The 22,730-nt window shown below is 61.6% G+C and carries 23 protein-coding genes and 1 tRNA gene; 17 read left to right on the top strand and 7 right to left on the bottom strand.

Going from position 1 to position 22,730, the window contains the following annotated elements:
• Positions 1-8 precede the first annotated feature (8 nt).
• From KD146_RS02845 to KD146_RS02835, 3 genes are read right to left on the bottom strand one after another with little or no spacing between them, the layout of a single operon-like run.
• Positions 9-818 carry an ABC transporter ATP-binding protein gene (locus KD146_RS02845; RefSeq protein WP_212657236.1) on the bottom strand — a complete coding sequence of 270 codons (810 nt, stop codon included), beginning with the start codon at positions 816-818 and terminating at the stop codon, positions 9-11.
• Entirely contained in the window at positions 808-1,842 is a 1,035-nt protein-coding gene (locus KD146_RS02840; protein ID WP_212657235.1) for a FecCD family ABC transporter permease, read from the bottom strand. The genes KD146_RS02845 and KD146_RS02840 overlap by 11 nt, the downstream gene beginning before the upstream one ends.
• A complete protein-coding gene (locus KD146_RS02835; protein WP_212657234.1) occupies positions 1,839-2,765 on the bottom strand; it encodes a FecCD family ABC transporter permease in 927 nt (308 codons plus the stop codon). Before KD146_RS02835 ends, KD146_RS02840 begins: the two co-directional genes overlap by 4 nt.
• Before the next feature lie 188 nt (positions 2,766-2,953).
• Between KD146_RS02835 and KD146_RS02830 the strand changes: the two genes are divergently transcribed.
• From KD146_RS02830 to KD146_RS02815, 4 genes are all read left to right on the top strand, one after another.
• Positions 2,954-3,874 (top strand): ABC transporter substrate-binding protein, encoded by a 921-nt coding sequence (locus KD146_RS02830; protein ID WP_212657233.1) that lies wholly within the window; start codon positions 2,954-2,956, stop codon positions 3,872-3,874.
• Between the two features lie 47 nt (positions 3,875-3,921).
• Complete coding sequence (locus KD146_RS02825) at positions 3,922-4,839, top strand: ABC transporter substrate-binding protein (protein WP_212657232.1); 918 nt, start codon at positions 3,922-3,924, stop codon at positions 4,837-4,839.
• Positions 4,840-4,845: 6 nt separating this feature from the next.
• On the top strand, positions 4,846-5,712 hold the full coding sequence (locus KD146_RS02820; protein ID WP_212657231.1) for a sucrase ferredoxin: 867 nt from the start codon (positions 4,846-4,848) through the stop codon (positions 5,710-5,712).
• Positions 5,713-5,851: 139 nt separating this feature from the next.
• Positions 5,852-6,709, top strand: a complete 858-nt coding sequence (locus KD146_RS02815; RefSeq protein ID WP_212657230.1) for a division plane positioning ATPase MipZ — start codon at positions 5,852-5,854, stop codon at positions 6,707-6,709.
• A gap of 39 nt (positions 6,710-6,748) precedes the next feature.
• Here the strand turns inward: KD146_RS02815 and KD146_RS02810 are convergent.
• A tRNA-Ile gene (locus KD146_RS02810) sits at positions 6,749-6,824 on the bottom strand.
• 228 nt (positions 6,825-7,052) lie between these two features.
• Here KD146_RS02810 and KD146_RS02805 point away from each other — a divergent pair.
• From KD146_RS02805 to phoB, 7 genes are all read left to right on the top strand, one after another.
• Positions 7,053-7,808 (top strand): IclR family transcriptional regulator domain-containing protein, encoded by a 756-nt coding sequence (locus tag KD146_RS02805; protein ID WP_212657229.1) that lies wholly within the window; start codon positions 7,053-7,055, stop codon positions 7,806-7,808.
• 333 nt (positions 7,809-8,141) lie between these two features.
• Positions 8,142-9,149, top strand: coding sequence for a substrate-binding domain-containing protein (locus KD146_RS02800; protein WP_212657228.1), 1,008 nt, complete (start codon positions 8,142-8,144; stop codon positions 9,147-9,149).
• A 66-nt stretch (positions 9,150-9,215) separates the two neighbouring features.
• On the top strand, positions 9,216-10,601 hold the full coding sequence (gene pstC, locus KD146_RS02795) for a phosphate ABC transporter permease subunit PstC (protein ID WP_212657227.1): 1,386 nt from the start codon (positions 9,216-9,218) through the stop codon (positions 10,599-10,601).
• A complete protein-coding gene (gene pstA, locus KD146_RS02790) occupies positions 10,601-11,965 on the top strand; it encodes a phosphate ABC transporter permease PstA (RefSeq protein ID WP_212657226.1) in 1,365 nt (454 codons plus the stop codon). Before pstC ends, pstA begins: the two co-directional genes overlap by 1 nt.
• Before the next feature lie 74 nt (positions 11,966-12,039).
• A complete protein-coding gene (gene pstB, locus KD146_RS02785) occupies positions 12,040-12,822 on the top strand; it encodes a phosphate ABC transporter ATP-binding protein PstB (protein ID WP_249327711.1) in 783 nt (260 codons plus the stop codon).
• A gap of 74 nt (positions 12,823-12,896) precedes the next feature.
• Positions 12,897-13,598: a phosphate signaling complex protein PhoU gene (gene phoU, locus KD146_RS02780; protein ID WP_212657225.1), complete on the top strand. Its 702-nt coding sequence runs from the start codon at positions 12,897-12,899 to the stop codon at positions 13,596-13,598.
• Between the two features lie 100 nt (positions 13,599-13,698).
• Positions 13,699-14,400, top strand: coding sequence for a phosphate regulon transcriptional regulator PhoB (gene phoB / locus KD146_RS02775; protein WP_212657224.1), 702 nt, complete (start codon positions 13,699-13,701; stop codon positions 14,398-14,400).
• 124 nt (positions 14,401-14,524) lie between these two features.
• Here phoB and KD146_RS02770 read toward each other — a convergent pair whose 3' ends face one another.
• Both KD146_RS02770 and KD146_RS02765 read right to left on the bottom strand, forming a co-directional pair.
• Positions 14,525-16,150, bottom strand: coding sequence for an MFS transporter (locus KD146_RS02770; RefSeq protein ID WP_212657223.1), 1,626 nt, complete (start codon positions 16,148-16,150; stop codon positions 14,525-14,527).
• 110 nt (positions 16,151-16,260) lie between these two features.
• Positions 16,261-17,139 (bottom strand): LysR family transcriptional regulator, encoded by an 879-nt coding sequence (locus tag KD146_RS02765; protein ID WP_212657222.1) that lies wholly within the window; start codon positions 17,137-17,139, stop codon positions 16,261-16,263.
• A 92-nt stretch (positions 17,140-17,231) separates the two neighbouring features.
• Between KD146_RS02765 and KD146_RS02760 the strand changes: the two genes are divergently transcribed.
• From KD146_RS02760 to KD146_RS02750, 3 genes are all read left to right on the top strand, one after another.
• Complete coding sequence (locus KD146_RS02760; protein WP_212657221.1) at positions 17,232-17,918, top strand: glutathione S-transferase family protein; 687 nt, start codon at positions 17,232-17,234, stop codon at positions 17,916-17,918.
• Entirely contained in the window at positions 17,918-18,784 is an 867-nt protein-coding gene (locus KD146_RS02755) for an NAD(P)-dependent oxidoreductase (protein WP_212657220.1), read from the top strand. Before KD146_RS02760 ends, KD146_RS02755 begins: the two co-directional genes overlap by 1 nt.
• Before the next feature lie 70 nt (positions 18,785-18,854).
• The gene (locus tag KD146_RS02750) at positions 18,855-19,784 is read left to right on the top strand and encodes a YHYH protein (protein ID WP_212657219.1); all 930 of its coding nucleotides are present in this window, start codon (positions 18,855-18,857) and stop codon (positions 19,782-19,784) included.
• A 4-nt stretch (positions 19,785-19,788) separates the two neighbouring features.
• On the opposite strand, the gene KD146_RS02745 is transcribed toward KD146_RS02750, so the two are convergent.
• The gene (locus tag KD146_RS02745) at positions 19,789-20,676 is read right to left on the bottom strand and encodes a LysR family transcriptional regulator (protein WP_212657218.1); all 888 of its coding nucleotides are present in this window, start codon (positions 20,674-20,676) and stop codon (positions 19,789-19,791) included.
• Positions 20,677-20,793: 117 nt separating this feature from the next.
• Between KD146_RS02745 and KD146_RS02740 the strand changes: the two genes are divergently transcribed.
• Genes KD146_RS02740 through KD146_RS02730 form a run of 3 tightly spaced genes read left to right on the top strand, consistent with a single transcriptional unit; the run spans position 20,794 to position 22,719 of the window.
• Entirely contained in the window at positions 20,794-21,222 is a 429-nt protein-coding gene (locus tag KD146_RS02740; protein WP_212657217.1) for a DoxX family protein, read from the top strand.
• A gap of 60 nt (positions 21,223-21,282) precedes the next feature.
• Positions 21,283-22,179, top strand: a complete 897-nt coding sequence (locus tag KD146_RS02735; RefSeq protein ID WP_212657216.1) for a VOC family protein — start codon at positions 21,283-21,285, stop codon at positions 22,177-22,179.
• 30 nt (positions 22,180-22,209) lie between these two features.
• Positions 22,210-22,719, top strand: coding sequence for a cytochrome b (locus KD146_RS02730; RefSeq protein WP_212657215.1), 510 nt, complete (start codon positions 22,210-22,212; stop codon positions 22,717-22,719).
• The last annotated feature ends 11 nt before the right edge of the window (positions 22,720-22,730 follow it).

Raw genomic sequence — 22,730 nt, 5'->3', positions numbered from 1 at the left:
AGGGCCAATCACGCCCCGATCACACGTTCGCGCGTGTTAAGAGGGATGCATAGCGGCCGGCCATAGGCGGGGTCGGTGATGATCATGGCGTCGACATCGAATACGCGGGCGATCAGTTCCTGGGTCATCAGCTCTTCCGGCTTTCCGGTGGCCGCGACGGCACCGTCGCGCAGGAACACCAACTGGTCAGCATAGCGCGCGGCCAGATTGAGGTCGTGTAGCACCAGCACGATCGTGCGCCCGAATGCCGAGTTGAGCTGACGCACCAGGTCGAGACAATCAAGCTGGTGCGACATGTCCAGATGGTTCACTGGCTCATCCAGACAAACGATTTCGGTTTCCTGTGCCAGCACCATCGCGATCCACACACGCTGCAACTGCCCGCCCGAGAGCGATCCGAGATGGCGGTGTCGCAAATGAGCGACCCCAGTGCCCGCCATCGCCGCTTCAAACGCCCGCGTATCATCGGGGCTCCAGGGCTGCAGCATGGATTGGTGCGGATAGCGACCAAGCCGCACCAGTTCTTCGACTGTCATGTCGTCGGGGGCCGAAGGGCTTTGCGCCAACAGCCCGATCTGCCGCGCCAGCATGCGCTCGCCAAGCTTGGCGATGTCTGTCGTCTCGAGCAGGATACGACCGTCGCTGGGTTTATGCAGGCGCCGGATCGCGCGCAGCAATGTGGACTTGCCGCACCCATTGGGGCCGGCCAGCACGGTAATCTTGCCCCGCGGAATACTCAGCGAGAGCGTATCAAGCACGCTGGCGCTGCCATAGCCCAGGCTCAGGGCGTCGATGACAATGGCCGGGCTATCCGTCATGGCGTTGTCTACTCATCAAAAGAAAGAGAAAATAGGGGGCGCCGATAACCGCCGTCACGGTGCCTGCAGGCACTTCCACGGGACTGAACAGCACGCGCACGATCAGATCGGCGCCGACCAGCATGATTGCGCCGAGCAGGAAGCTGCCCAGCAGACCGGCATAGACATTGCGGCCTACCATCAGGCGCGCCAGATGCGGCGCCATCAGACCGATGAAGCCGACACCCCCGACAAACGCCACCGACACAGCCGTCAGTCCGGCGGCAAGGGCAAAGATCACGATACGAAACACCGGCAGATTGAGCCCGATGCTGCGCGCCGATACCTCATCTAGATCAGCGGGCGGCATTTTGCGCGCTGCCAATACTGCCATAACGAGCAAGGGCACCAGCATCACCAGCGTAATCTGGATTTCGCTCCAGTTGATCTCATTGACTGACCCGGCCAGCCAGCGCGATGCCTGGCTGGCGCGATAAATCGGGCCGATCAGGATCAGCACCATGACCATCGCCTTGAACACCGCCGCCATGGCGATACCGAACAACAACAGCCGCACCGCCGAACTCGACTGGCGACCGCTGAGCAAGAATACCAGGGTGATGCCCAGCACTGCCCCGGCCAGCGCCGCCAGCGGCTGGTAGCCAATCGGGATGATGAGGGTGTTGGACTCATTGGACAGCAGCGCCAGAAACAGCACCACGCCAAGTGCCGCCCCGTCGATTACGCCCAGCACGCTTGGCGATGCCAGTGCATTGCGGGTCACCTTCTGAAGCAGGTAGCCCGCAACAGCCATGCCACCGCCGGCCAGCGCTGCGATCACCACGCGCGGCAGACGCAATTGCAGCACGATGAGCCGTTGGGTCTTCTCGCCCGCCCCCAGAATGACCGATGCCACCTGGTCCATCGGGATCCAGCTGGAGCCAAACGCAACGCCGCTCAGGGCCAGTAGCGCGAAGGCACACACCATGATCGCCAGCGCGACAGGCGTGCGCGCTTTAAAGAGCGAGGTGTTCAGAGCGCTCATGCCGCCCTCCTGCGCAGCAGAATGACCAGCACAATGCCGCCAACAACTGCAGTAATGGCGCCAACGGGCGCTTCCACCGGAAAAATCACAAAGCGTGCCGCCACATCGGCCAGCGTCGCATAAATGGCGCCAAACAAACCCGCGGCAATGATCTGGCGACCATGGCGCAGCCCTACCAATCGGCGCGCCGCATGCGGCACGACCAGTCCCACAAAGCTGACAGGCCCGGCCATGGCGACAGAGGCGCCGGTCAGCAGTGATACCGAGACAAAGCAGCCAATCCGCACCAGCGTCACCGGCACGCCCAACCCGCTTGCCGTTTCGTCATCGGCCTGCATGGCATCAAGCGGGCGCGCCAAAGCCAGGGCCATGGCGACGCCAATCACGATAAACGGGCCACCATTGATGGCCAGGCTCATCGGACGGTCAACGAACGATCCCGCCAGCCAGAACAGCAGGTTCTGCAACTGCGCCTCATTGGTGGTCAGGATGATCTGCACGATCGACTGCCCCAGCCCGGCAATGGTCACCCCGATCAGCACGATACGGATTGGCGACAGCCCGCCGGCACCGGCCGCTATGGCAAACACCACAAGGCTGGTGACCAGGGCGCCCAATGCCGCCGTCAGTGACAGCCCCATCAGGGAACCAACGCCAAAAACCGTGCTGGCGACCACGACGGCCAAAGATGCGCCGGCATTGAGCCCTAGCGTGTCGGGCGACGCGATGCGATTGCGCGAAAGGGTCTGCACCTGCACCCCGGCAATACCCAGCCCCGCGCCAACCAGAGGCGCGATCACCGCCCGCGGCAGGCGTAGTGTGCTGATCACCGTAGCCGCTTCTGAGCCGTCAAAAGCGAACAGGGCCTGCCATACCTGCAGCGGGCCATAGATGCGATAGCCCACCGTGATGCTCAGTGCCATGGCACCAAGCAACACCGCAATCAGACCGACGCAGACCCGTGCAAATGGCAGGGGCCGCTGCGACGGCACCGGGGTTGACGAAAAACTGGTCAGAGCGAGTCTCGTAAATATGATTTTCAAAGTCAGGTTGACTTCTGCTGCTTCCGAAGACCATTTTATGACACCGCATGTCAAGTTTGAGATGAATCATGAAGCTTTTTCGCCGTACCGTTCTGCGCAGCATCGCGCTGGCCAGCCTGGCTCTGGTCCAGCCCGCCTTTGCTCGCGAAATCACCCACGCCATGGGCACCACCGATGTCCCAGACAGTCCACAGCGCATCGTCGTTCTGACCAATGAGGGCACCGAAGCCCTGTTGGCGGTCGGGATCACACCCGTTGGCGCCGTCCGCTCCTGGTTGGGCGATCCCTGGTACGCCCACATTGCCGCCGACATGGCCGATGTGACCGTCGTAGGTGAAGAATCGGCGGTTAATCTGGAAACCATCGCCGCGCTCCAGCCAGACCTGATCGTGGGCAACAAGACCCGCCAGGAGAAGATCTACGATCAGTTATCCGCCATCGCCCCCACCGTCATGTCAGAACGTCTGCGTGGCGACTGGAAGATCAACATGGCGCTCTACACCGATGCCGTCAGCAAGGGTGACGAGGGCAAGGCTGCCCTCGATGCATTCGACGCACGCGTTCACAAGATTGCAGAAGCGGCGGGTCCCGCGCTCCAAGAAGAAGTCTCGCTCGGCCGCTTCATGCCATCGCTCACCCGCATCTACTACAAGGATACCTTTGCCGGTCTGATCCTTGGAGAAATCGGCTTTGCCCGCCCTGCCACCCAGGACAAGCCCGAGTTCGCCGACGCAATCGGCAAGGAACGCATCCCCGAGCTCGAAGGCGATCGCCTGTTCTACTACGTCTATGAAACCGGCGACGGTGAGGGCAACAGCCAGGCTGCTGATTGGACCAGCGACCCGCTTTGGCTGAACCTGGATGTGGTCAAGGCTGACAAGGCCTATGCCGTTGACGACGCTGTGTGGAACACCGCCGGTGGCTATTTGGCGGCCAATCTGCTGCTCGACGACGTCGAGCGCATCTACGAACTGCCCGCCACCCGCTAGCCAGCATGGGCCGCCCCGGCGGCCCATCAATCCTGTGAAAGCCAGTCATGACCAATCCTCTGCTCGCCGTAGCGCTTTTAGCGCTTACCCTGATCGTGCCGACACAGGCGCGTGAAATTACCCATGCCATGGGTGTTACCGAGGTGCCCGACGCACCGGTGCGCGTCGCCATCCTGACCAATGAGGGCACAGAAGCGCTGTTGCATCTTGGCGTGGTGCCTGTGGGTGCCGCCCAGTCATGGCAAGGCAACCCGTTCTATCCACATCTGGCTGACCAGCTGGCCGACACGGTTTCTCTGGGCACCGAAACCGCCATCAATCTTGAAGTACTGGCATCGCTTGAGCCCGACATCATCATCGGGACGGTGTTTCGCCACGAGAAGGTCTACGAACAGCTTTCCGCCATTGCGCCGACAATCCTGTCGGCAACCATCGGGCCTCAATGGCTCGAAAACTATGCGTTTTACGGGCAGGCCGTTGGCCTTGGCGACAAGGCCCAGGCAAATGTCGCCGCATTCAAGGACCGTGCTGCCGCGCTTGGCGAAGCGATTGGTGACGGAGTGAACGAGGAAGTCTCCCTCGTGCGCTTTGCACCCGGCCGCACCCGCATCTATTCCGACCACTCCTTTGCCGGAGTGGTGCTTGATCTGGTCGGTTTTCAGCGCCCCGCCTTGCAGCGCAGCGAGGATACTTTCGTGCAGATCGGCAAGGAGCGTATTCCCGAGATGGACGCAGACCGCATCTTCTACTTCGCGCCAGACGACGACAATGCGGAATCGATGGCCAATCTGGGCGAATGGCTGAACGACCCACTCTTCCTGCAGCTGGACGCCACAGAAGCGGGCAAGGCCACGCGCGTCCGCGAACTGAGCTGGAACCTCGGCGGTGGCATCTACAGCGCCTATATGATGCTCGACGAAATCGCCGACATCTACGATGTCACCCTGCCCGCGCAGGCTGACTAGGTTCAGATGCACCGCTTTTGCACCGATCACGCCATTGCCTGCGGCGAGCCTCTTGCGGGCACCGCAGCCTTGGCGGCGCGCCACTTGTTCATCCGCTGGCCCAAGGGCAAGTGGCGCCGCCCCCGCTTTGAAAGCGTTGACATCGAGGCGCCCCTGCGGCTGGCCATGACCGCCGCGTCGGCCCCCGACAGCTATATCGGCCTTGTCGATGCCGGCGACGGCACAGCGCTCGAACTGATATCTTTTCCAGATGCGACCAGCATTGTACCGCGCGACCAGAATCACGCTGCTGAACTCGTGGGCCGCTGGCATGCAGGCTTGCCAATGGGTGGCACTGCCCTGCCCCGTCGGGTCATCCTGTGTTGCACCGACGCCAAGACCGACGCCTGCTGCGCGCGCTTCGGTTTTCCGGTTTTCAAGGCGCTCTCTGCGGCCGCGCCCGCCTTCGGTCTGGACGTGCTGCAATGCACGCATATCGGCGGCTGCCATTTCGCCCCCTCGGTCATCGTCATGCCTGATCGCCAGCGCTATGGGCGACTAACCCCCGCTGCAGTCCCCGACTTCCTTGCCATGGTGGCGCGCAACGACATCTACCTGCCCGCCTACAAAGGCGATCCGGGATTGTCCGAACTTGAGCAATCCGCCGAAACGGCCGCACGTCACTGGGCGCAGGGGCGTTGTCAGGTCCATCAGGTGCAGATCTCTGGTATTGAGATGCTCGCCGAAGACATCGCCACCATTCGCGTGCTGCTGGGTAGTGTTCCCCTCACCATCAATGCGCAGCGGCAGACCTTTCACACCTATGGCAGTTGCAAGACCATGGGCAGCGCGCCCACGCCACGGCCGCGCTGGACCGCCTGGGTCACACAATAGCGCGCGAGCAGCACTGCCCCCGCAAATCTGTCGAAAACACCGACCCAGAACCACCTGAACGCGCCAATCTTAGGGCCTTGTTAACCATGACATCACTTCATGGACATCAGGGATCAGTTTCTGATTTGGAGAGACGAACATGGTGCAGACCGGCGCGCACATCATTGCGGTAGGCAATGAAAAGGGAGGGTCGGGCAAATCGACCACGGCGCTGCATCTGGCCGTCTATCTGTTGCATCAGGGTCATCGCGTCGCCACCATCGACGTCGATAGCCGCCAGCAGACCCTGACCCGCTATGTCCGTAATCGCCGCGCTACGGTCGAAGCGACCGGCCATCAGGTGCCAATGCCCAAGCATGTGCATCTCCCCACAGCCTGGGGTGACTCGATCCGCGAGAACCAGCGTACGGAACTCGAAATCTTCACCAAGGCGATCGCTGGCCTGCGCGATGAAGTCGACTACATCGTTATCGACACGCCCGGCTTCGATGGCAATCTGGCGCGTCTGGCCCACGGCTATGCCGATACCTTGGTGACCCCGATCAATGACAGCATGATCGATCTGGACGTACTGGTTCGGCTCGACAGCGTCACCGGCGAGCCGATCGAGACCAGCCCCTATTCGCGCAACGTGCAGCGCGCCCGGGCAGAACGTCTGGCCGATACCGGCTCGAGCACGGACTGGGTTTTGGTGCGCAATCGCATTTCCAATCTGGGCTCACGCAATGCCAGCCAAGTCCAGAGCGCTATCGAACGTGTGGCCGACCGCCTGGGTTGCCGCGTTGCCGATGGCATTGCCGAGCGGGTGATTTTCCGCTCGCTCTTTCCAATCGGCATGACGGTGTTTGATCCCCTCGACGCCGATCTGCTCGGCAGCGCGCCATCCATGTCCCACGTCAACGCCCGCCACGAATACCGCAACCTCGTGGCTGCCCTTCGCCTGCCCGCACCATCGGCCCAAAGCAAAGCCGACGCCCCTATGCGCCTATCCGCCTAGGGCCGTCGGCTCCAGGGGTCTCAATCATGCATGGATAAGTGGTGGGCCCACCAGGACTCGAACCTGGAACCAGACCGTTATGAGCGGTCGGCTCTAACCATTGAGCTATAGGCCCCATGGGCCTCATATCAGGGTGACAGCGACAGGCAAGAGGGAATTGGACTTTACGACTAGCGCCGCCGTCCGCGCGCCCTTCCCCGCGGCGCATGCAGCACACAATCACATTGCCCGGACCCGACCCAACGCCTAATGTGCGCCCTGCGCTACATGTTCGTCTTGCGCCCAACGCGGTGATGACGGCACTGGCCACGAACACAGTGAGCTAACCGGTCACGGGGCAACCATGCGCGACGGCGATATCATCAATGGTCTGGTTAATGGCTTGGCGGTCATTGAGTGTTTTGATGAGGAACATGCCAGCCTGTCCATCACCAATGTAGCGCATCGAACCGGCCTGGAACGCGCCACCGCCCGCCGCTGCCTGCTCACCCTGCACCACCTTGGCTACGCCAGCTATGACGGAAAGTTTTTCCGCCTGACGCCGCGCATTCTCAACCTCGGTCATTCCTATCTCGCTGCCACCCCGCTACCGCGGCTGATCCAGCCCTTTCTTGATGAACTCTCCGCGCAGATCCACGAATCCTCGTCCGCGGCGGTGCTCGACAATACCGAGATCCTCTATATTGCCCGTGCAGCCCATCGCCGCGTCATGTCGATCAATCTGGGCGCAGGCGCGCACCTGCCAGCCTATTGCACCTCCATGGGCCGCATTATGCTGGCTGCGCTGCCCGCCAATGTCGCCAGCGATATTCTCGATCGATCCGAATTGATCGCCTATACCGCCAAGACCAAGGCCGACCGCGCCGCCATTACCACTGAACTGGCGGTCATCGCAGCGCAGGGCTTCGCCGTGATTGATGAAGAACTCGAACTGGGCCTGTGTTCCATCGCCGTGCCGCTGTTCAATACCCAGGGCCAGACTGTCGCCGCCCTCAATATCGGCGCGCAAAGCGCCCGCGCCTCGACCTCGCACATGATCGCCAATTTCCTGCCTTTGATGCGCAAGGTACAGTCCGAAGTGCGCCCCCTGCTGCGCTGACGCCAGCGGGCATTGGCGCGCCTTTACGATGATCTGACTGTCACACAGCAGCGCTAGCATCTGCGCTCACACCTGCACCGCGCCCCCCACCGAGTCTGCGGCCGCGCCGGCATCGGTGTCACAATCCGCTCTTGTCGAGCAACGCGCTCAGCCACTTGTTCTGAGCATTTCTATTTGTTTTCAGCTACTTAGCCTGTCATAAACGCGTCACGTAAGCGCAATAAAACTGTCGCACGCGCTCAATATGGTCTGCCTCGTCAAAGGGCGGCACCGGGGAATAACCTTCCGGAGTGGCCAGCCAGGTTTGAACTGAATTCCGAAAGGGAACTCCCCATGAAGACCGCACTATTCGCCAGCGCTGCTGTTATCGCGCTTGCCGCATTCGGCACCCCCGTCGCTTTCGCCCAGTCGCGCGACACTATCCAGATCGCCGGTTCGTCCACCGTACTGCCCTTCGCCTCGATCGTGGCTGAAGAGTTCGGCGCCGTCTTCCCAGAATTCAACACCCCTGTTGTTGGCTCGGGCGGCTCCAGTGGCGGCCTGAAGCAGTTCTGCGAAGGCGTTGGTGAGAACACGATCGACATCGCCAATGCATCGCGTCAGATCAAGGATTCCGAGAAGGAAGCCTGCGCCGCTGCCGGCGTTACCGACATCCGCGAAATCCAGTTCGGCTTTGACGGCATCGTGTTTGCCTCCTCCGCTGAAAAGGCTGACTTCGCCCTGACCCCGCTGTTTGTCTACAAGGCAATCGCCGCCCAGGTGCCTGTCGATGGCGAAATGGTCGATAATCCATACACCAACTGGAACCAGATCGACGCATCGCTCCCCGATCAGACGATCGCTCTGGCTATCCCGGGCTCCAATCACGGCACCCGCGAAGTGTTCCAGGAGAAGGTCGTCAATATCGGTTGTGAAGCAGCCGGTCTGCCAGAAGGTCACGCTGAAGACGCTTGCGAAACCCTGCGTCAGGACGTTGTCGTCGAAATCGCCGGCGACTACACCGAAACCCTGGCACGCCTGACCTCCAACCCCGACACGGTCGGCGTGTTTGGCCTGTCCTTCTACGAACAGAACCGCGACACCCTTAAGGTTGCGACCGTTGATGGCGTCACCCCATCGCTCGAAAGCGTTGCCGCTGGTGAGTATCCTGTGTCGCGTCCGCTGTTCTTCTACGTCAAGGGTCAGCACATCGGCGTCATCCCCGGCATCGAGGAATATGTTCAGTTCTTCCTCTCCGATGCGATCTCGGGCAATGGCGGCACCCTTGAAGCCGCTGGCCTGATCCCGCAGCCAGAAGAAAAGACCGCTGAAGTGCTGGCTGCTTTCGAAGCCGGTATGTAAGACCACCCGATCCGGGCCGCACCTTCTGGTGCGGCCCACCTCTTTCCAACGGCATGGAGAGCGCCAATGAATTCGCTGATTATCGCCGGCCTTCTCCTCGTCCTGCTTGGCCTTGCCTATCAGACCGGCTGGTCCAAAAGCCGCGCTCTGGCGACAGCGCCCATCAACGGCGTCAAGGTTCACTCCCGTCCGCAATATCATGGCGCTCTGGTCGCGATCTGGACCCTTGTCCCCGCGCTGATAATTCTGGGCCTGTGGGCCTGGCTGGGACAGGGCATCACCCGCGCCTACATCATCTCCCAGCTCCCCACCGACATTCTGGCCGGCTTTGATCAGAGTGGCCTGAACGCCGCCGTTCAGCGCATTGGTGCACTCGCCTCCGACTATGGCGTGGCTGGCGACATTGCGCCCTACGAACAAAGCGCTGCCGACGCACTGCGCTCTTTCCAGTTCATCACCTTCCTGGCCATAGTCGCTGCCGCTGCGGGTACCGCCATTGTCGCCCTGCTGGTCGCCCGCGCCCGCATCAATGCCCGCCTGCGCGCCCGCAATACTGTGGAAGTGGTGGTCACCGGCCTGCTGATGTTCTGCTCGGCCGTGGCCATCATGACCACTGTGGGCATCGTGGTCTCCCTGCTCACCGAGGCGATCCGGTTTTTCTCCTTCATCAATCCGGTCGACTACTTCTTCGGTACGGTCTGGAATCCTAAATTCTCGACCACCGAGACGCTCGATTATGGCTCCTATGGCCTGCTGCCCCTGCTCACCGGCACGCTGTGGGTCGCCACCATCGCCTCATTGGTGGCTGTTCCCATCGGGCTGATGACGGCAATCTATCTCTCGCAATATGCACCGCGCCGCATGCGCGCCATCATCAAGCCGGTCATCGAAATTCTCGCCGGCATCCCCACCATCGTCTATGGCTTCTTCGCTCTGGTCACGGTTGGCCCGTTTCTGGCCGGCCTTGGTGATATGGTGGGGCTGGATATCTCGGCCACCAGTGCCCTGACCGCCGGTCTGGTCATGGGGATCATGATTATTCCCTTCATTTCCTCGCTCAGCGACGACATCCTCAACCAGGTGCCGCTGGCCATGCGCGATGGCTCCTATGGTCTGGGGGCTACCCAGTCCGAAACCATTCGCAACGTGCTGTTGCCCGCTGCCCTGCCCGGCATTGTCGGCGCCTTCCTGCTGGCAGTCAGCCGCGCCATTGGCGAAACCATGATCGTGGTACTTGCCGCTGGCAACAGCCCGGTCCTGCGCGGCACCCCGCTTGAGCCGATCTCGACCATCACCGTGTCCATCGTCAACCAGCTCACCGGCGACACCGATTTTGCCGGCCCGCAATCGCTGGTCGCCTTCGCACTGGGTCTGACCCTTTTCGTCATGACCCTTCTTCTCAATATCGTGGCGCTCTACATCGTCCGCCGCTTCCGGGAGCAGTACGAATAATGACCGATCAACAGGCTCCCGGCCGCAAGCAGGCCAGCGAACGCACCAAGCTGATCCGCGCCGGTCTGCGCCGTCGTCATCTCAACGAACAGATCTTCCGGGTCCTGGGCATTGTCGCCATTTGCGCGGCGCTGGGCTTTGTGGCCCTGCTGTTCACCGATGTGATGCGCAAGGGCATTCCCGCCTTCCATCAGGCATCGCTGCATCTCACGGTCACGTTTGATCCCGCCATCATCAAGGTCGATCCAGAACCCGTTCAGGAAGCCGGCCAGTCCGATGCCGACTACAATGCTGTCCTGCTCAAATGGCAGCGCAATGTCGCCATGCTGAACTGGAACAAGGTCATTGCAGCCGCCATGACCGAAGCCGCGCCGGCGGGCTTTGAGATATCCAGCAAGGACATCCTGACCATCCCCGAAACCAATGCGCGCCACGTCGTGCGCGAGGCATTCGTGGCTGATCCGAGCCTGCTGGGTCAGTCAAAGGATTTCAGTCTGCTCGCCTCGGCCAATGTCGATAACTGGGTCAAGGGCAATATCGATCGCGACCTGCCCGATGCGCGCCAGCAGCTTTCTGCACCGGTCCGCGATCTCGTCGACATTCTGGTCGACAATGGCGCCATCACCCAGGATTTTGCCTGGGGCCTGTTCACCAATGTCGACAGCCGCGCTGCGCCCGCCTCAGCCGGTCTGGCGGGTGCCTTTATGGGCTCGCTCTACATGATGTTGGTGGTGATCTGCCTGGCTGTGCCCATCGGTGTCGCCAGCGCCATCTATCTCGAAGAGTTCGCGCCCAAGTCGCGGCTCACCGATCTCATCGAGGTCAATATCAACAATCTGGCCGCGGTGCCTTCCATTGTCTTCGGTCTGCTCGGCGCCGCAGTGTTCATCAACTACTTCCACCTGCCCCTGTCAGCGCCGCTTGTGGGTGGCCTGGTGCTCACCCTGATGACCCTGCCCACGATCATCATTGCTACCCGCGCAGCCTTGCAGGCGGTCTCGCCAGCCTTGCGTCAGGCCGCGCTCGGTCTTGGGGCCTCCAGAACCCAGATGGTGTTCCATCACGTGCTGCCGGTCACCTTCCCCTCCATCCTGACCGCCACCATCATTGGCGTGGCGCAGGCGCTCGGCGAAACCGCGCCCCTGCTGCTGATCGGAATGAACGCCTTCGTCGCCTCTATTCCCGGCTCACCGATGGATCAGGCCACCGCACTGCCGGTGCAGATCTTCCTCTGGCAGGGCAATGAAAACCGGAACTTCTTTGAAGCGCGCACCTCTGCTGCCATTATGGTGCTGCTCGGCATGATGATCCTTCTCAACGCAGTCGCAATCTTCCTGCGCACGCGCCTCGAGCGTCGCGCATGACCGAACTGGAGAACGCACAAATGGATATGGTCGCCGGCAAGGTTAAGATGACTCAGCAATCAGTGAACAGCACCATGAACCCCACCGATGCCCTCGAGCGCCCCATCCGTCTCACCGCCCGCGATGTGACGGTCCACTACGGCGCCAAACAGGCCCTGCACGGTATCTCGATCGATATCCCCGATCGTGCCGTCACCTCCTTCATCGGCCCATCGGGCTGCGGCAAGTCGACCTTTCTGCGCTGCATCAACCGCATGAACGACACCATTGAGGGGGCCCGCGTCGGCGGCACCATCAAGCTTGATGGCGACGATATTTACGATCCCAATCTGGACGTCGTGGAACTGCGCGCCCGCGTCGGCATGGTTTTCCAGAAGCCCAACCCGTTCCCCAAATCGATTTATGAGAACGTCGCCTACGGTCCCAAGATCCACGGCATCGCCAAATCCAAGACCGACCTTGATGAAATCGTGGTGTCGTCCCTGCGCAAGGCGGGCCTGTTCGAAGAGGTCAAGGATCGCCTCAATGAGCCAGGCACCGGCCTGTCCGGTGGTCAGCAGCAGCGCCTGTGCATCGCCCGCGCCATTGCGGTTGGCCCTGAAGTGATCCTGATGGACGAGCCCTGCTCGGCACTTGATCCCATCGCCACCGCCATCATCGAAGAGCTGATCGATGAATTGCGTGAAAACTACACCATTGTGATCGTCACCCACTCCATGCAGCAGGCCGCCCGCGTCAGCCAGCGCACGGCTTTCTTCCACCTGGGCAACCTGATTGAGGAAGGCGTCACCGAAGACATCTTCACCAACCCGGTCCACAAACAGACCCAGGACTACATCATGGGCCGCATCGGCTAGTCCGGCGCCCCACCCGCTCTGGCGTCCGGTTTTTGCGGGCCGGTCGCGCCACGTCACAGGTCCAGAGGAACACCATGGCCCCCGAACATATCGTCTCTTCCTACAATGACGAACTTGTCGCCCTCGCCCAGACCATCGCCGAGATGGGTGGCCAGGTCGAAGTCGCCATCGAAAACGGCACCAAGGCCCTGCTCAAGCTCGATCGCGAACTGGCCGATCTGACCATCATCGCCGATCAGCGCATTGACGACATGCAGCGCAAGATCGACGATATGGCCGTTTCCATGATCGCCCGCCGCCAGCCCATGGCGTCCGATCTGCGCTCCATCATCACGGCCATTCACGTTGCTTCCGATCTTGAACGCGTCGGCGACATGGCCAAGCAGCTTGCCCGCCGCTCGCTCAAGATCGAGGGGCTGAACCTGCAGCCCACCTTCTACAATGGCGTGCGCAACATGACCGCACTGGTGCTGCGCCAGATCAAGGAATCGCTGGACGCCTACTCCAGCCGCGATGCCGAAGGCGCCATTCAGGTGTGCAACCGCGATGACGAGGTGGACGCCATGTACACCTCGCTGTTCCGCGAACTGCTCACCTACATGATGGAAGATCCACGCAACATCACGCCCTGCACCCATCTGCTGTTCTGCGCCAAGAGCCTGGAACGCATCGGCGACCACGCCACCAATATTGCTGAACGTGCCTATTACCTGCAGACCGGCAAGCAGCTCTCGAGCGATGTCGAGGAACTGCAGCGCACCCAGATCAAGGCCTGATCCAGATATATCCACCGCACTGCACCTCCCCTTGATGGGGGAGGCTGAAGGGTGGAGCCACTCGCACCCAGGCGTGGTGCAAGAACGACCGGAGCAAGCAATGCCCGCCACCATCCTCGTAGTCGAAGACGAAGGCGATATCGCCATCCTGCTGCGCTACAATCTTGAGGCCGAAGGCTTTCGCGTCGTCACCGCTGAAACCGGTGACGAAGCCACCCACGCCATTCAGGACAAGCTGCCCGATTTGATCCTGCTCGATTGGATGCTGCCCGAAATCTCAGGCATCGAGCTGTGCCGCCGCCTGCGCGCCCGTGAGGAAACCGCCCGCGTCCCGATCATCATGCTCACCGCCCGCGGTGAGGAAGAAGAGCGCGTCCGCGGTCTGGCCACCGGCGCCGATGACTACGTGGTCAAACCCTTCTCGGTCCCCGAACTGGTCGCCCGCATCCATGCCCTGCTGCGCCGCGCCAACCCTAATCTGGTCACGGCCGCCCTCAAGGTTGGCGATCTCGAACTCGACCGCACCACCCATCGTGTCCGCCGCGCCGCGCGCGACGTGCATCTGGGGCCCACCGAATACCGCCTGCTTGAATATCTGATGCGCCATCCCGGCCGGGTCTATTCACGCGAGCAATTGCTCGACGGCGTCTGGGGCAACGACGTCTATGTCGATGAACGCACCGTGGACGTCCATATCGGCCGCCTCCGCCGCGCCATCAATCGTGGCCGCGAAACCGACCCCATCCGCACCGTGCGCGGGGCCGGCTACGCCTTCGACGAACGCTTCGCCCAGGTCGCTTGAAGCAGGCAGCCAGCCACTGCGCGTCGCCCTCGGGCCTGACCCGAGGGCTCTACACTATCCCTTTGCCCGCAAGCACGATCCCCTCAGGTCAAACCCGAGGGGTGTCGATTTGTTGCCTAGATTCCTAGACTTCCGGCGTGCCCCGCAACGGCGTCTCGTCATCCAGTGGCACCGTCTGCCGCTCGATCATCCGGTGCACGCGCGGCGGCGCATCGCCCTGATGCAAAGTCCGCAGTGCTTGAAAGTTCTCCGCATCCGCCTTGGTGCGCCGCAGATTGTGCCGCACATAATCTACCCAGGTCGGCACGTGGTAACTCTCGACCCAAAGATCGGGCAACTCGAGATCACGCAGTAGCGCCCATTGCCGCGCCCCGTCCCGCAACCGCACCTTGCGCCGCTCGGTCATCAGCGCCAGAAACTGCGGGATGTCCTCTTGGGCTATACGATAATCCACCATCACCATGATTGGCCCGCTGCGTGGCGTCAGATCCAGCCGCAGCACCGGCTCGTTAAAGGTGTTGAGCGGATTGAGGTCGCGCGATTCAAACTGTGGCAGCGGCAGCCTGAACCCCACCAGCGCGCAGACCAGTAGAACCAGCGCCGCCGTCGCCAGTGACCAGTCCAACCCCACCGCATCAGCGTTGATGCCCCACAGCCAGCTGCCCATTGCCATGCCGCCAAATGTTGCCGTCTGATACAGCGACAGGGCACGCCCAACCACCCAGCGCGGCGATGACAGCTGTATCGATACATTGAACAGGCTCATCGTCAGCACCCAGCAGGCACCCGCTGGCAGCAGCACGATATGGCTGAGAAATACATCACGGCTGAACCCAAGCCCCACGCAACTCAACGCGAAGCCGACACAGGCAAACCGCACGATCCACTCATTGCTATAGCGCTCGCGCACCCGGCCATTGATGAACGCCCCCCCAATCGCCCCTACCCCGAAACTGCCCAGCAGCGTGCCATAGACCAGCGCACCGCCGCCGACATATTCGTCCGCCACTGATGGCAGCAGCGCCAGCACGACGATGGCAGACAGACCAAACAAAAAGCTGCGAAACAGCACTGTGGTTAAGTTGGGCGACAGCGACACGTAACGAATGCCTGCCAGAATGGCGCTACCGAAATCCTCGCGCGGCAACCGGTTCGGCGGCCGCTCCGGCTTCCAGCGCAGCAACGAGAAGATCAGCGGCACATAGGTCACGGCATTGAGTGCGAACGCCGCCGCCGCCCCCGCCAGCGCCACGATCAGCCCGCCCACCGCCGGGCCGATGCTGCGCATCATATTGAAACCCATGGCATTCAGCGTTACCGCGCCCGCCAGATCGCTGCGCGGCACGATATCGCCCATCGAGGCCTGCCAGGAGGGATTGAACAACGCTGTCCCAGCCCCGATCAGAAAGGTCAGCCCCAGCAGCAGCCATGGGCTCATCAGCCCCATAAAGGCGAGAACTGCCAGCAGCAGCGAGACCACTGCCATCCCACTCTGGGCAATGATCATCACGATGCGCCGGTCAAAATTGTCCGCCAGTGCCCCCGCAGCGATCGAAAAGATCATGATCGGCAGTGTCGTTGAGGCCTGCACCAGCGCCACCATATTGTGGCTGTCCGTCAGCGTGGTCATCATCCAGCCGGCACCCACCGACTGCACCAGCCCACCCAGATTGCTCATCAGCGTGGCAATCCACAGCAGGCGGAACGTCTCATGCCGAAACGGCGCCAGCATGGACGGTCTATCGGGCATTTTGGCTCCTCAGCAGCAGAACGAAGACCCCCTGTCTTGAGCCAGCCACGCTTGTTTGACAAGCACATCACGTCACCAGGCGTGGGTGTCTGACTCACTCCAATACAACCCTAGAGGCGCTGCCCGACGAACAGATCGGCAAGCGCTCGTGCCGCCGGTCTGGGTTGGCGCCCGGGAGGAAACACCGCATGCAGCGCGACATTGCCCACGTGCCATCCCGCCAGCACCTGCACCAGTTGTCCGCTCGCGATCTCGGCCTCAACACCCCAGATAGAGGATACGGTTATCCCCAGCCCGGCTCGTGCCGCGGCAGTCGCGCCTTCATTGGCGATGCAGGTCGTACGGCCCGAAGCACGGATGGTTATTCTCTCGCCACCGCACTGAAAGTTCAGCTCCTGCGGCACGACGCCCGGCCCCACGATCAATTCATGCGCTGCCAGATCATGCGGCGTGACAATCGTCGGACGGGACGCAAGATAGTCCGGCGAGGCCGCCAGAATGCGCGGCGTCTCGCCCAGTTTGCGAACCAGCGTAGTGCTGTCGACCAGCGCGCCCAGGCGAAACGCAATGTCGATCCCCTCGCTGACCAGGTCCTGATGGCTGTCCGAAACAGCCAGATCTACTGTCAGTGTTTCATGGCGCGCCATGAATTCAGCCAGTCTCGGCACCACCTTGCGCAGACCAAAGCTGCTCGACAGTCCGATACGCAGCCGCCCGGTCAGCCGCCCATCGCCCCGCACAGCATGGTCGGCCTCCTCCATCGCATCCAGGATGCGCTCTGCCCGTTCCAGATAGTCGGCACCCGCTTCAGTCAACGCAACCGCCCGCGTCGTGCGCGTTAGTAGCGTCACGCCCAGCTCACGCTCCAGTTCCGACACGATCCGCGATGTCGATGACTGCGACAGATTCAAAGCACGACCCGCCTGCGAAAAGCTTCCCAGACGGGCGACGCGGCAGAACACGCGCAACGCCAGCAGTCGGTCATTCATCTGAAAACCAGATAAGTCATAGCAGAAATACCCACCTACAGCTTGTCAGCGGAATAATCCATCAATGTGACCTACCTTGCAAGGAGGTTCACATGCTCAAGCTATTTTATCACAACACACCAAACCCGACGAAAGTCGCCCTGCTCCTCGAAGAACTCGCACACCCCTATGAGGTGGTCGCCACCGACATCTGGGATGGCGCCCAGCACACACCCGAGTTTCGCCGCATCAACCCCAATGGCAAAGTCCCGGCCATTATTGAGGGTGACGTGGTCATCTTTGATTCAACGGCCATACTGCTCTGGCTGGCTGACCGGGCGGAGCAGTTCAACGGCGACGCCAGGTCACGCCCCCAAATGCTCTCCTGGCTGATGTTTGTCGCGTCGGGCCTGGGCCCGTTTTGTGGTCAGGCATTTCATTTCCTCAACATTCACACCGACAGCGCTTACGCCACCAACCGCTACGCGCGCGAACTGGAACGCCATTTCTCCGTGCTGGACAAGCACCTGACACTGACCCCGTGGCTAGCCGGGTCTGACTACACAATCGCTGACATGGCGGCCTGGGGTTGGGTCGATTTTGCCGTGCGTAATGGCTTGGTATATGGGGAAGATGGCGGGCATCGTTGGCCCGCCTTGACCCGCTGGTGCGCAACCATCAACGCGCGCCCAGCCGCCGACAGAGCTCGGCACGCTGGTGATCATCTCAGTGTCAAACAGGCTTTCGATGAGGACACCATGCGCGCCTTGTTCCCGCAGAATTATGCGGAGGCACTTTGATGGCCAATATTGCTTTTCTTGGCCTTGGCGCCATGGGCACGCGCATGGCCGCGAACCTCCTCGACGCGGGGCACGCGGTCACGGTCTGGAACAGGACCGCTGCCCGTTGCGCGCCTTTGGCCGAAAAGGGTGCCAATATTTCGGCCACCCCACACGACGCTGCTCGGGGCGCGGAATTTGTGCTCACCATGTTGCGCGACGACGCAGCCTCGGCGCAAGTGTGGACAGATCCTCAAACCGGCGTCTTTGCCGGCATGGACAAGTCTGCGCTGGCCATTGAGTGCTCTACGCTCAGCCTTGAGCACCTCCGCCATCTGGCAGATGTGGCAACCAGGCATGGTCTGCAGTTCATGGACGCCCCTGTGGCCGGTTCGCGCCCTCAGGCCGAAGCGGGCAGTCTCATTTTCTTTGCCGGCGGCACCGATGAAGCTCTGGCGCGGGCAAAGCCAATTCTGTCCGCCATGGGCGGCACCATTCACCCCGCCGGTCCCGACGGCGCTGCTATGGCCATAAAGCTTGCCGTCAATACGCTCTACGCCACCCAGACTGCTGTCATGGCCGAACTGGTCAGCATGCTGCCCCGCCAGGGCCTCGATGCGGCTAGTTGTCTTGCCATCATAGGCGCCACCCCCGCCTGCTCTCCTGCAGCCCGCGTCGCTGGCGAACTCATGCTCAAGGGCGATACACCACCGCTCTTTCCAGTCGAACTGGTCGAAAAGGACCTCGGCTATGCCGTCAGCGCGGCCGGTGGACCTGCTCACGCCCCGGTATCCGAACAGGTCCGCGCCCGCTTCGCTGCCGCTATCCAGCAGGGCCTCGCCCACGAACAACTGACCGCCGTCATCAAGACCCTGCCCGACGGCTGAGTACCCACACCAAGGCGCTCTTGCCAGGCGCCTTGGTGGCATCCAGACTGACTCAATCAGGAGATCTCCCATGCGCACAACTCAGCCCCTTGCCTGTCGCGGCGCCGTCGCAGTACTGGCGATGCTGACCCTGACAACAGGCATGGGAAGTGCGTCGGGGCATGAAGAGATCACCAATGCGCTCTTGACCGAGCGATCGGCCAATTGTCTGGGTTACGCCAATACCTATTCGGCACAGGCCACCGACATACAGAATAGACAGACCTTCGACGCTGCCATCGAGATCATGGCTAACGAAACCACCTGCACCATCGCCTCCAATGCCGTGCCCAACCACGATTTTAACGCTACGGGCCGCTTCGCCACACGTTTCAGCACGCAGAACCAGACCTACACCATCCCCGCCAATCCTGCTGCGGCCGCCAGTCCCACACCGCTCAGCCTGATGTACGACAACGCGGTCTTCCTCAACGGGGTCAAGCTCGACCTGCTCGCCGCCGGATGCTTTGGCGTCGGCGATGGCAATATCGGCTGCAACGACATCAAAGCGCCCTATCGCTACGATCCGATGGGCGGCTCCAGCAATTTCGGCGCCGACGAACACAATGCCCACACCCAACCCGATGGCACTTACCATTATCACGGCAACCCCATGGCCCTGTTCGAGCAGGACAACCCAACCCAGGCCTCGCCGGTAATCGGCTTTTCTGCCGACGGCTTTCCCATTTTCGGCAGCTACATCAGCGACAATGGCACCATCCGCGCTGCTACCACCAGCTACCGCCTCAAGACCGGAGAACGTAGCGGCGGCCCCGGCGGCACCCATGACGGCACCTTCATTGACGATTGGGAATATGTCGAAGGCCTTGGCGATCTGGATGCCTGCAACGGCATGGTTCAGGACGGTGTCTATGGCTATGTGGTCACCCAGACCTATCCGCATGTCCTCGGCTGCTTCACCGGCACCCCCGACGCCTCCTTCCGCAAACGCCGTCGCTGAGCCGCTAGGCGAACACGCCCTTGGCCACCATGTGATCAAGGAAAGTGCGCACCTTGGCCGGTAGATAGCTGCGATTGGGATAGACCGCATAAAGCGGCCCGGTCAGCCGGACCTGCTCGGGCAACACTCGCTCCAGCGAGCCCTGTTTCAGGTCCTGGTCGATCATCAGGTCCGGTGAGATGGCAAAGCCCATGCCCGCCCGCGCAGCCTCCAGCAGCATGGTCTCATTGGCACTGCGCATGACCGGTACAAACCGCACCTCGACCGTTTCTCCGTTCTGTTCGAACGGCACCAGACCCGAACCTGCCACCGGGCCGTAGGCCAATAACGGCATGCCCACCAAATCCTGCAGCTTTTCAGGCCGCCCGACGCGCTCGAGCAATTCCGAACTGGCGACGAGATGGAAGCCAATATCGGTCAGCTTGCGCGCAATCAGACCCTCATCCAGCATACGGGCACCGCGCAGGGCCAGATCGAACCCTTCTTCGACCATATTAACCATGCGCCCTTCCAGATCGAGGTCGAGCACGACCTCAGTATAGGTGCGCTGATATTCCGCCAGTGCAGCCACGAACCGCGCATTGGCCATCCACACCGGCAGGCTGATCTTCAAATCACCCCGCGGCACCACCGTCGCATCACCGATCCGCGCCTCCACATCATCCAGCCCATCCAGCATGACCCGCACGCTGGCCAGATAGGTGACCCCGGCTTCGGTCAGCCCCACATTGCGGCTGTTGCGATTGAGCAGTCGTGCGCCCACCCGGCGCTCCAGCGCTTGCACATGCTTGCTGGTCATCGCCGCGGACATCTCCAGGCGCGCCGAAGCTGCCGAAAAACTTCGTAAATCGGCGACAGCCACGAACACCCGCAGGCTGGTCAACGTGTCCATGATCATTTCCTTTCAGGAAAGATAGGATCAACAATTACCACGATGATCAATGAATGGGAAAGATGGATAGTGACCTCACCACTTAAGCCCATTCAGGGCGTATCCAGGAGACAGACAATGACTTTCGAAAACACTGTATCAGCCTCGAATGGCCGCGGTTGGACTATTGGCCTTTGGGTTGGCCAGATTGCCTTGGCAGGCATGTTTGGCATGTCGGGCTACATGCACGCCTTCACCCCCATCGAGGCCCTTGCCCAGATGGGCATGGGCTGGACCCTCGATGCCCCTCTCGCCCTCGTCCGCTTTATCGGCTTTGCCGAACTGGCTGGCGCCATCGGCGTCCTCCTGCCAGCGCTCACCCGCATATTGCCACTGCTGACACCGCTGGCAGCCCTTGGTTTCAGCGTCATTCAGGCACTCGCAATTGGCGTTCATCTGACCCGCGGCGAATTCTCGGTTGTGCCGATGAACCTGGTGCTGCTGGCCATTGCCCTGTTTGTTGCCTGGGGCCGCACCCGCAAGGCGCCAATCGCACCACGCGCCTGACAGCCGACCGTGGGCGGCGGGACCACGCCGCCGCACCCTTTATTGCACTGGACCATAATCATGCAGACCGCAGCGCTCGACCTCGCCCGCCAGACCCAAGGTGCTCCTGAGCTTTTCAGCTATGGCGCCATTGAACTACAGGTCACCAATCTGGACCGCGCCACGACCTTCTGGACCGACAATCTGGGTCTTGTAGTACGTGACCAGCATGACGGCGTCGCGCTGGGCACCCAGCAGCAAACCCTGGTCGTGCTGCGCGCGGGTGCCCAAATCCCGGCGCAAGGCGGCCATACCGGCCTCTATCATGTGGCCATCGGCGTCCCTGATCAGGGTGAGTTCTCGCGGCTCCTGACCCGCCTGCTCTACCGGCGCGTGCGCATATCGCTGGTCGACCACCTGATGTCCAAGGCCATCTATTTGCAGGATCCCGATGGGATCGGCATCGAAATCGCCTTTGAAACCCCCGAGCGCTTTGGCCGCTTTGGAACCTCGACCAATAAATTCGAGCTCTTTGATGCGTACGGCAATCCCCACTCGGCGCGTGAACCGCTCCATGCCGGGCACGAACTGAGCCTACGCAAAGGCGACATCGACCGACCCATTGCCGACGACGCTACCATTGCCCACCTGCATTTCACCGTGGCCGATCTTCAGGCCGCCATCGAGTTCTACGCCGGGCTGGGCTTTGCGCCCAATCTCCATCTGCCCCAGATGGGTCTCGCCGATCTGGGCGCGGGCGGCAGTTATACCCACCGCATCGCCCTCAATACCTGGCAGGGTACCGACATTCCCCCGGCGCCCACCAATTCGGCACGCCTGACTGGCTACACGCTACGCGCCGTCGAGCCGCGTCTGGTGGCGCAGGCCGCCACGCTCTCTGGTGCCGACATTCTTCCTGACGGCATCCAGATGATCGACCCGAGCGGCACTTCTTTTACGATCGTAACTGCCCCATAGTCGGCGCCCTCACACCAAAGGATCAGCTCAATGGTCAAGCACGTGTCGAACTACTCCAAGGCCCAGATTGCGCTCCACTGGGTCGTCGTTCTCGGCGTGATCTTCCAGATTGCTTTTCACGAATTCATCGTTGAGGCCATGCAGGCCTTCGAGCGCGGTGAAAGCGTCGGCACACTGGGTATGGTGATGGCCTATGCCCATGTGGCCTCGGGCAGCCTGATCTTTCTGGCTGTCGTCACGCGCATTGTACTGCGTATCCGCCGCGGCGTTCCTGATCATGCGCCCGGCACCCCCGCCCTGGCCGCCCGCCTGTCCAGTCTGATGCACAATGGCCTTTATGCCGTGCTGCTGGCCATGGCTGTCACTGGCGGCATGACTTTCAACGCCGTGGCTGATCTTGGCCGGGTGCACTGGGCGCTCAACATTGCTCTGGTCGTCATGATTGCTGGCCATGTGGCGGCAGCCCTGTGGAATCAGTATGTCCGCAAGGACGGCACCCTGGCCCGCATGATCCCGGCGCGGAACAAGTTCGGGTCCTGATCTGGCTGCCG

The sequence above is a fragment of the Devosia litorisediminis genome, assembly GCF_018334155.1.
GTDB lineage: Bacteria > Pseudomonadota > Alphaproteobacteria > Rhizobiales > Devosiaceae > Devosia > Devosia litorisediminis.
This window is presented reverse-complemented; position numbering and strand designations above follow the sequence as displayed.

Excerpts from the sequence above, each read along its gene's own strand:
- KD146_RS02845 (WP_212657236.1), bottom strand. The coding sequence starts at position 818 with ATGACGGATAGCCCGGCCATTGTCATCGACGCCCTGAGCCTGGGCTAT.
- KD146_RS02840 (WP_212657235.1), bottom strand. The coding sequence starts at position 1,842 with ATGAGCGCTCTGAACACCTCGCTCTTTAAAGCGCGCACGCCTGTCGCG.
- KD146_RS02835 (WP_212657234.1), bottom strand. The coding sequence starts at position 2,765 with ATGGCACTGAGCATCACGGTGGGCTATCGCATCTATGGCCCGCTGCAG.
- KD146_RS02830 (WP_212657233.1), top strand. The coding sequence starts at position 2,954 with ATGAAGCTTTTTCGCCGTACCGTTCTGCGCAGCATCGCGCTGGCCAGC.
- KD146_RS02825 (WP_212657232.1), top strand. The coding sequence starts at position 3,922 with ATGACCAATCCTCTGCTCGCCGTAGCGCTTTTAGCGCTTACCCTGATC.
- KD146_RS02820 (WP_212657231.1), top strand. The coding sequence starts at position 4,846 with ATGCACCGCTTTTGCACCGATCACGCCATTGCCTGCGGCGAGCCTCTT.
- KD146_RS02815 (WP_212657230.1), top strand. The coding sequence starts at position 5,852 with ATGGTGCAGACCGGCGCGCACATCATTGCGGTAGGCAATGAAAAGGGA.
- KD146_RS02805 (WP_212657229.1), top strand. The coding sequence starts at position 7,053 with ATGCGCGACGGCGATATCATCAATGGTCTGGTTAATGGCTTGGCGGTC.
- KD146_RS02800 (WP_212657228.1), top strand. The coding sequence starts at position 8,142 with ATGAAGACCGCACTATTCGCCAGCGCTGCTGTTATCGCGCTTGCCGCA.
- pstC (WP_212657227.1), top strand. The coding sequence starts at position 9,216 with ATGAATTCGCTGATTATCGCCGGCCTTCTCCTCGTCCTGCTTGGCCTT.
- pstA (WP_212657226.1), top strand. The coding sequence starts at position 10,601 with ATGACCGATCAACAGGCTCCCGGCCGCAAGCAGGCCAGCGAACGCACC.
- pstB (WP_249327711.1), top strand. The coding sequence starts at position 12,040 with ATGAACCCCACCGATGCCCTCGAGCGCCCCATCCGTCTCACCGCCCGC.
- phoU (WP_212657225.1), top strand. The coding sequence starts at position 12,897 with ATGGCCCCCGAACATATCGTCTCTTCCTACAATGACGAACTTGTCGCC.
- phoB (WP_212657224.1), top strand. The coding sequence starts at position 13,699 with ATGCCCGCCACCATCCTCGTAGTCGAAGACGAAGGCGATATCGCCATC.
- KD146_RS02770 (WP_212657223.1), bottom strand. The coding sequence starts at position 16,150 with ATGCCCGATAGACCGTCCATGCTGGCGCCGTTTCGGCATGAGACGTTC.
- KD146_RS02765 (WP_212657222.1), bottom strand. The coding sequence starts at position 17,139 with ATGAATGACCGACTGCTGGCGTTGCGCGTGTTCTGCCGCGTCGCCCGT.
- KD146_RS02760 (WP_212657221.1), top strand. The coding sequence starts at position 17,232 with ATGCTCAAGCTATTTTATCACAACACACCAAACCCGACGAAAGTCGCC.
- KD146_RS02755 (WP_212657220.1), top strand. The coding sequence starts at position 17,918 with ATGGCCAATATTGCTTTTCTTGGCCTTGGCGCCATGGGCACGCGCATG.
- KD146_RS02750 (WP_212657219.1), top strand. The coding sequence starts at position 18,855 with ATGCGCACAACTCAGCCCCTTGCCTGTCGCGGCGCCGTCGCAGTACTG.
- KD146_RS02745 (WP_212657218.1), bottom strand. The coding sequence starts at position 20,676 with ATGGACACGTTGACCAGCCTGCGGGTGTTCGTGGCTGTCGCCGATTTA.
- KD146_RS02740 (WP_212657217.1), top strand. The coding sequence starts at position 20,794 with ATGACTTTCGAAAACACTGTATCAGCCTCGAATGGCCGCGGTTGGACT.
- KD146_RS02735 (WP_212657216.1), top strand. The coding sequence starts at position 21,283 with ATGCAGACCGCAGCGCTCGACCTCGCCCGCCAGACCCAAGGTGCTCCT.
- KD146_RS02730 (WP_212657215.1), top strand. The coding sequence starts at position 22,210 with ATGGTCAAGCACGTGTCGAACTACTCCAAGGCCCAGATTGCGCTCCAC.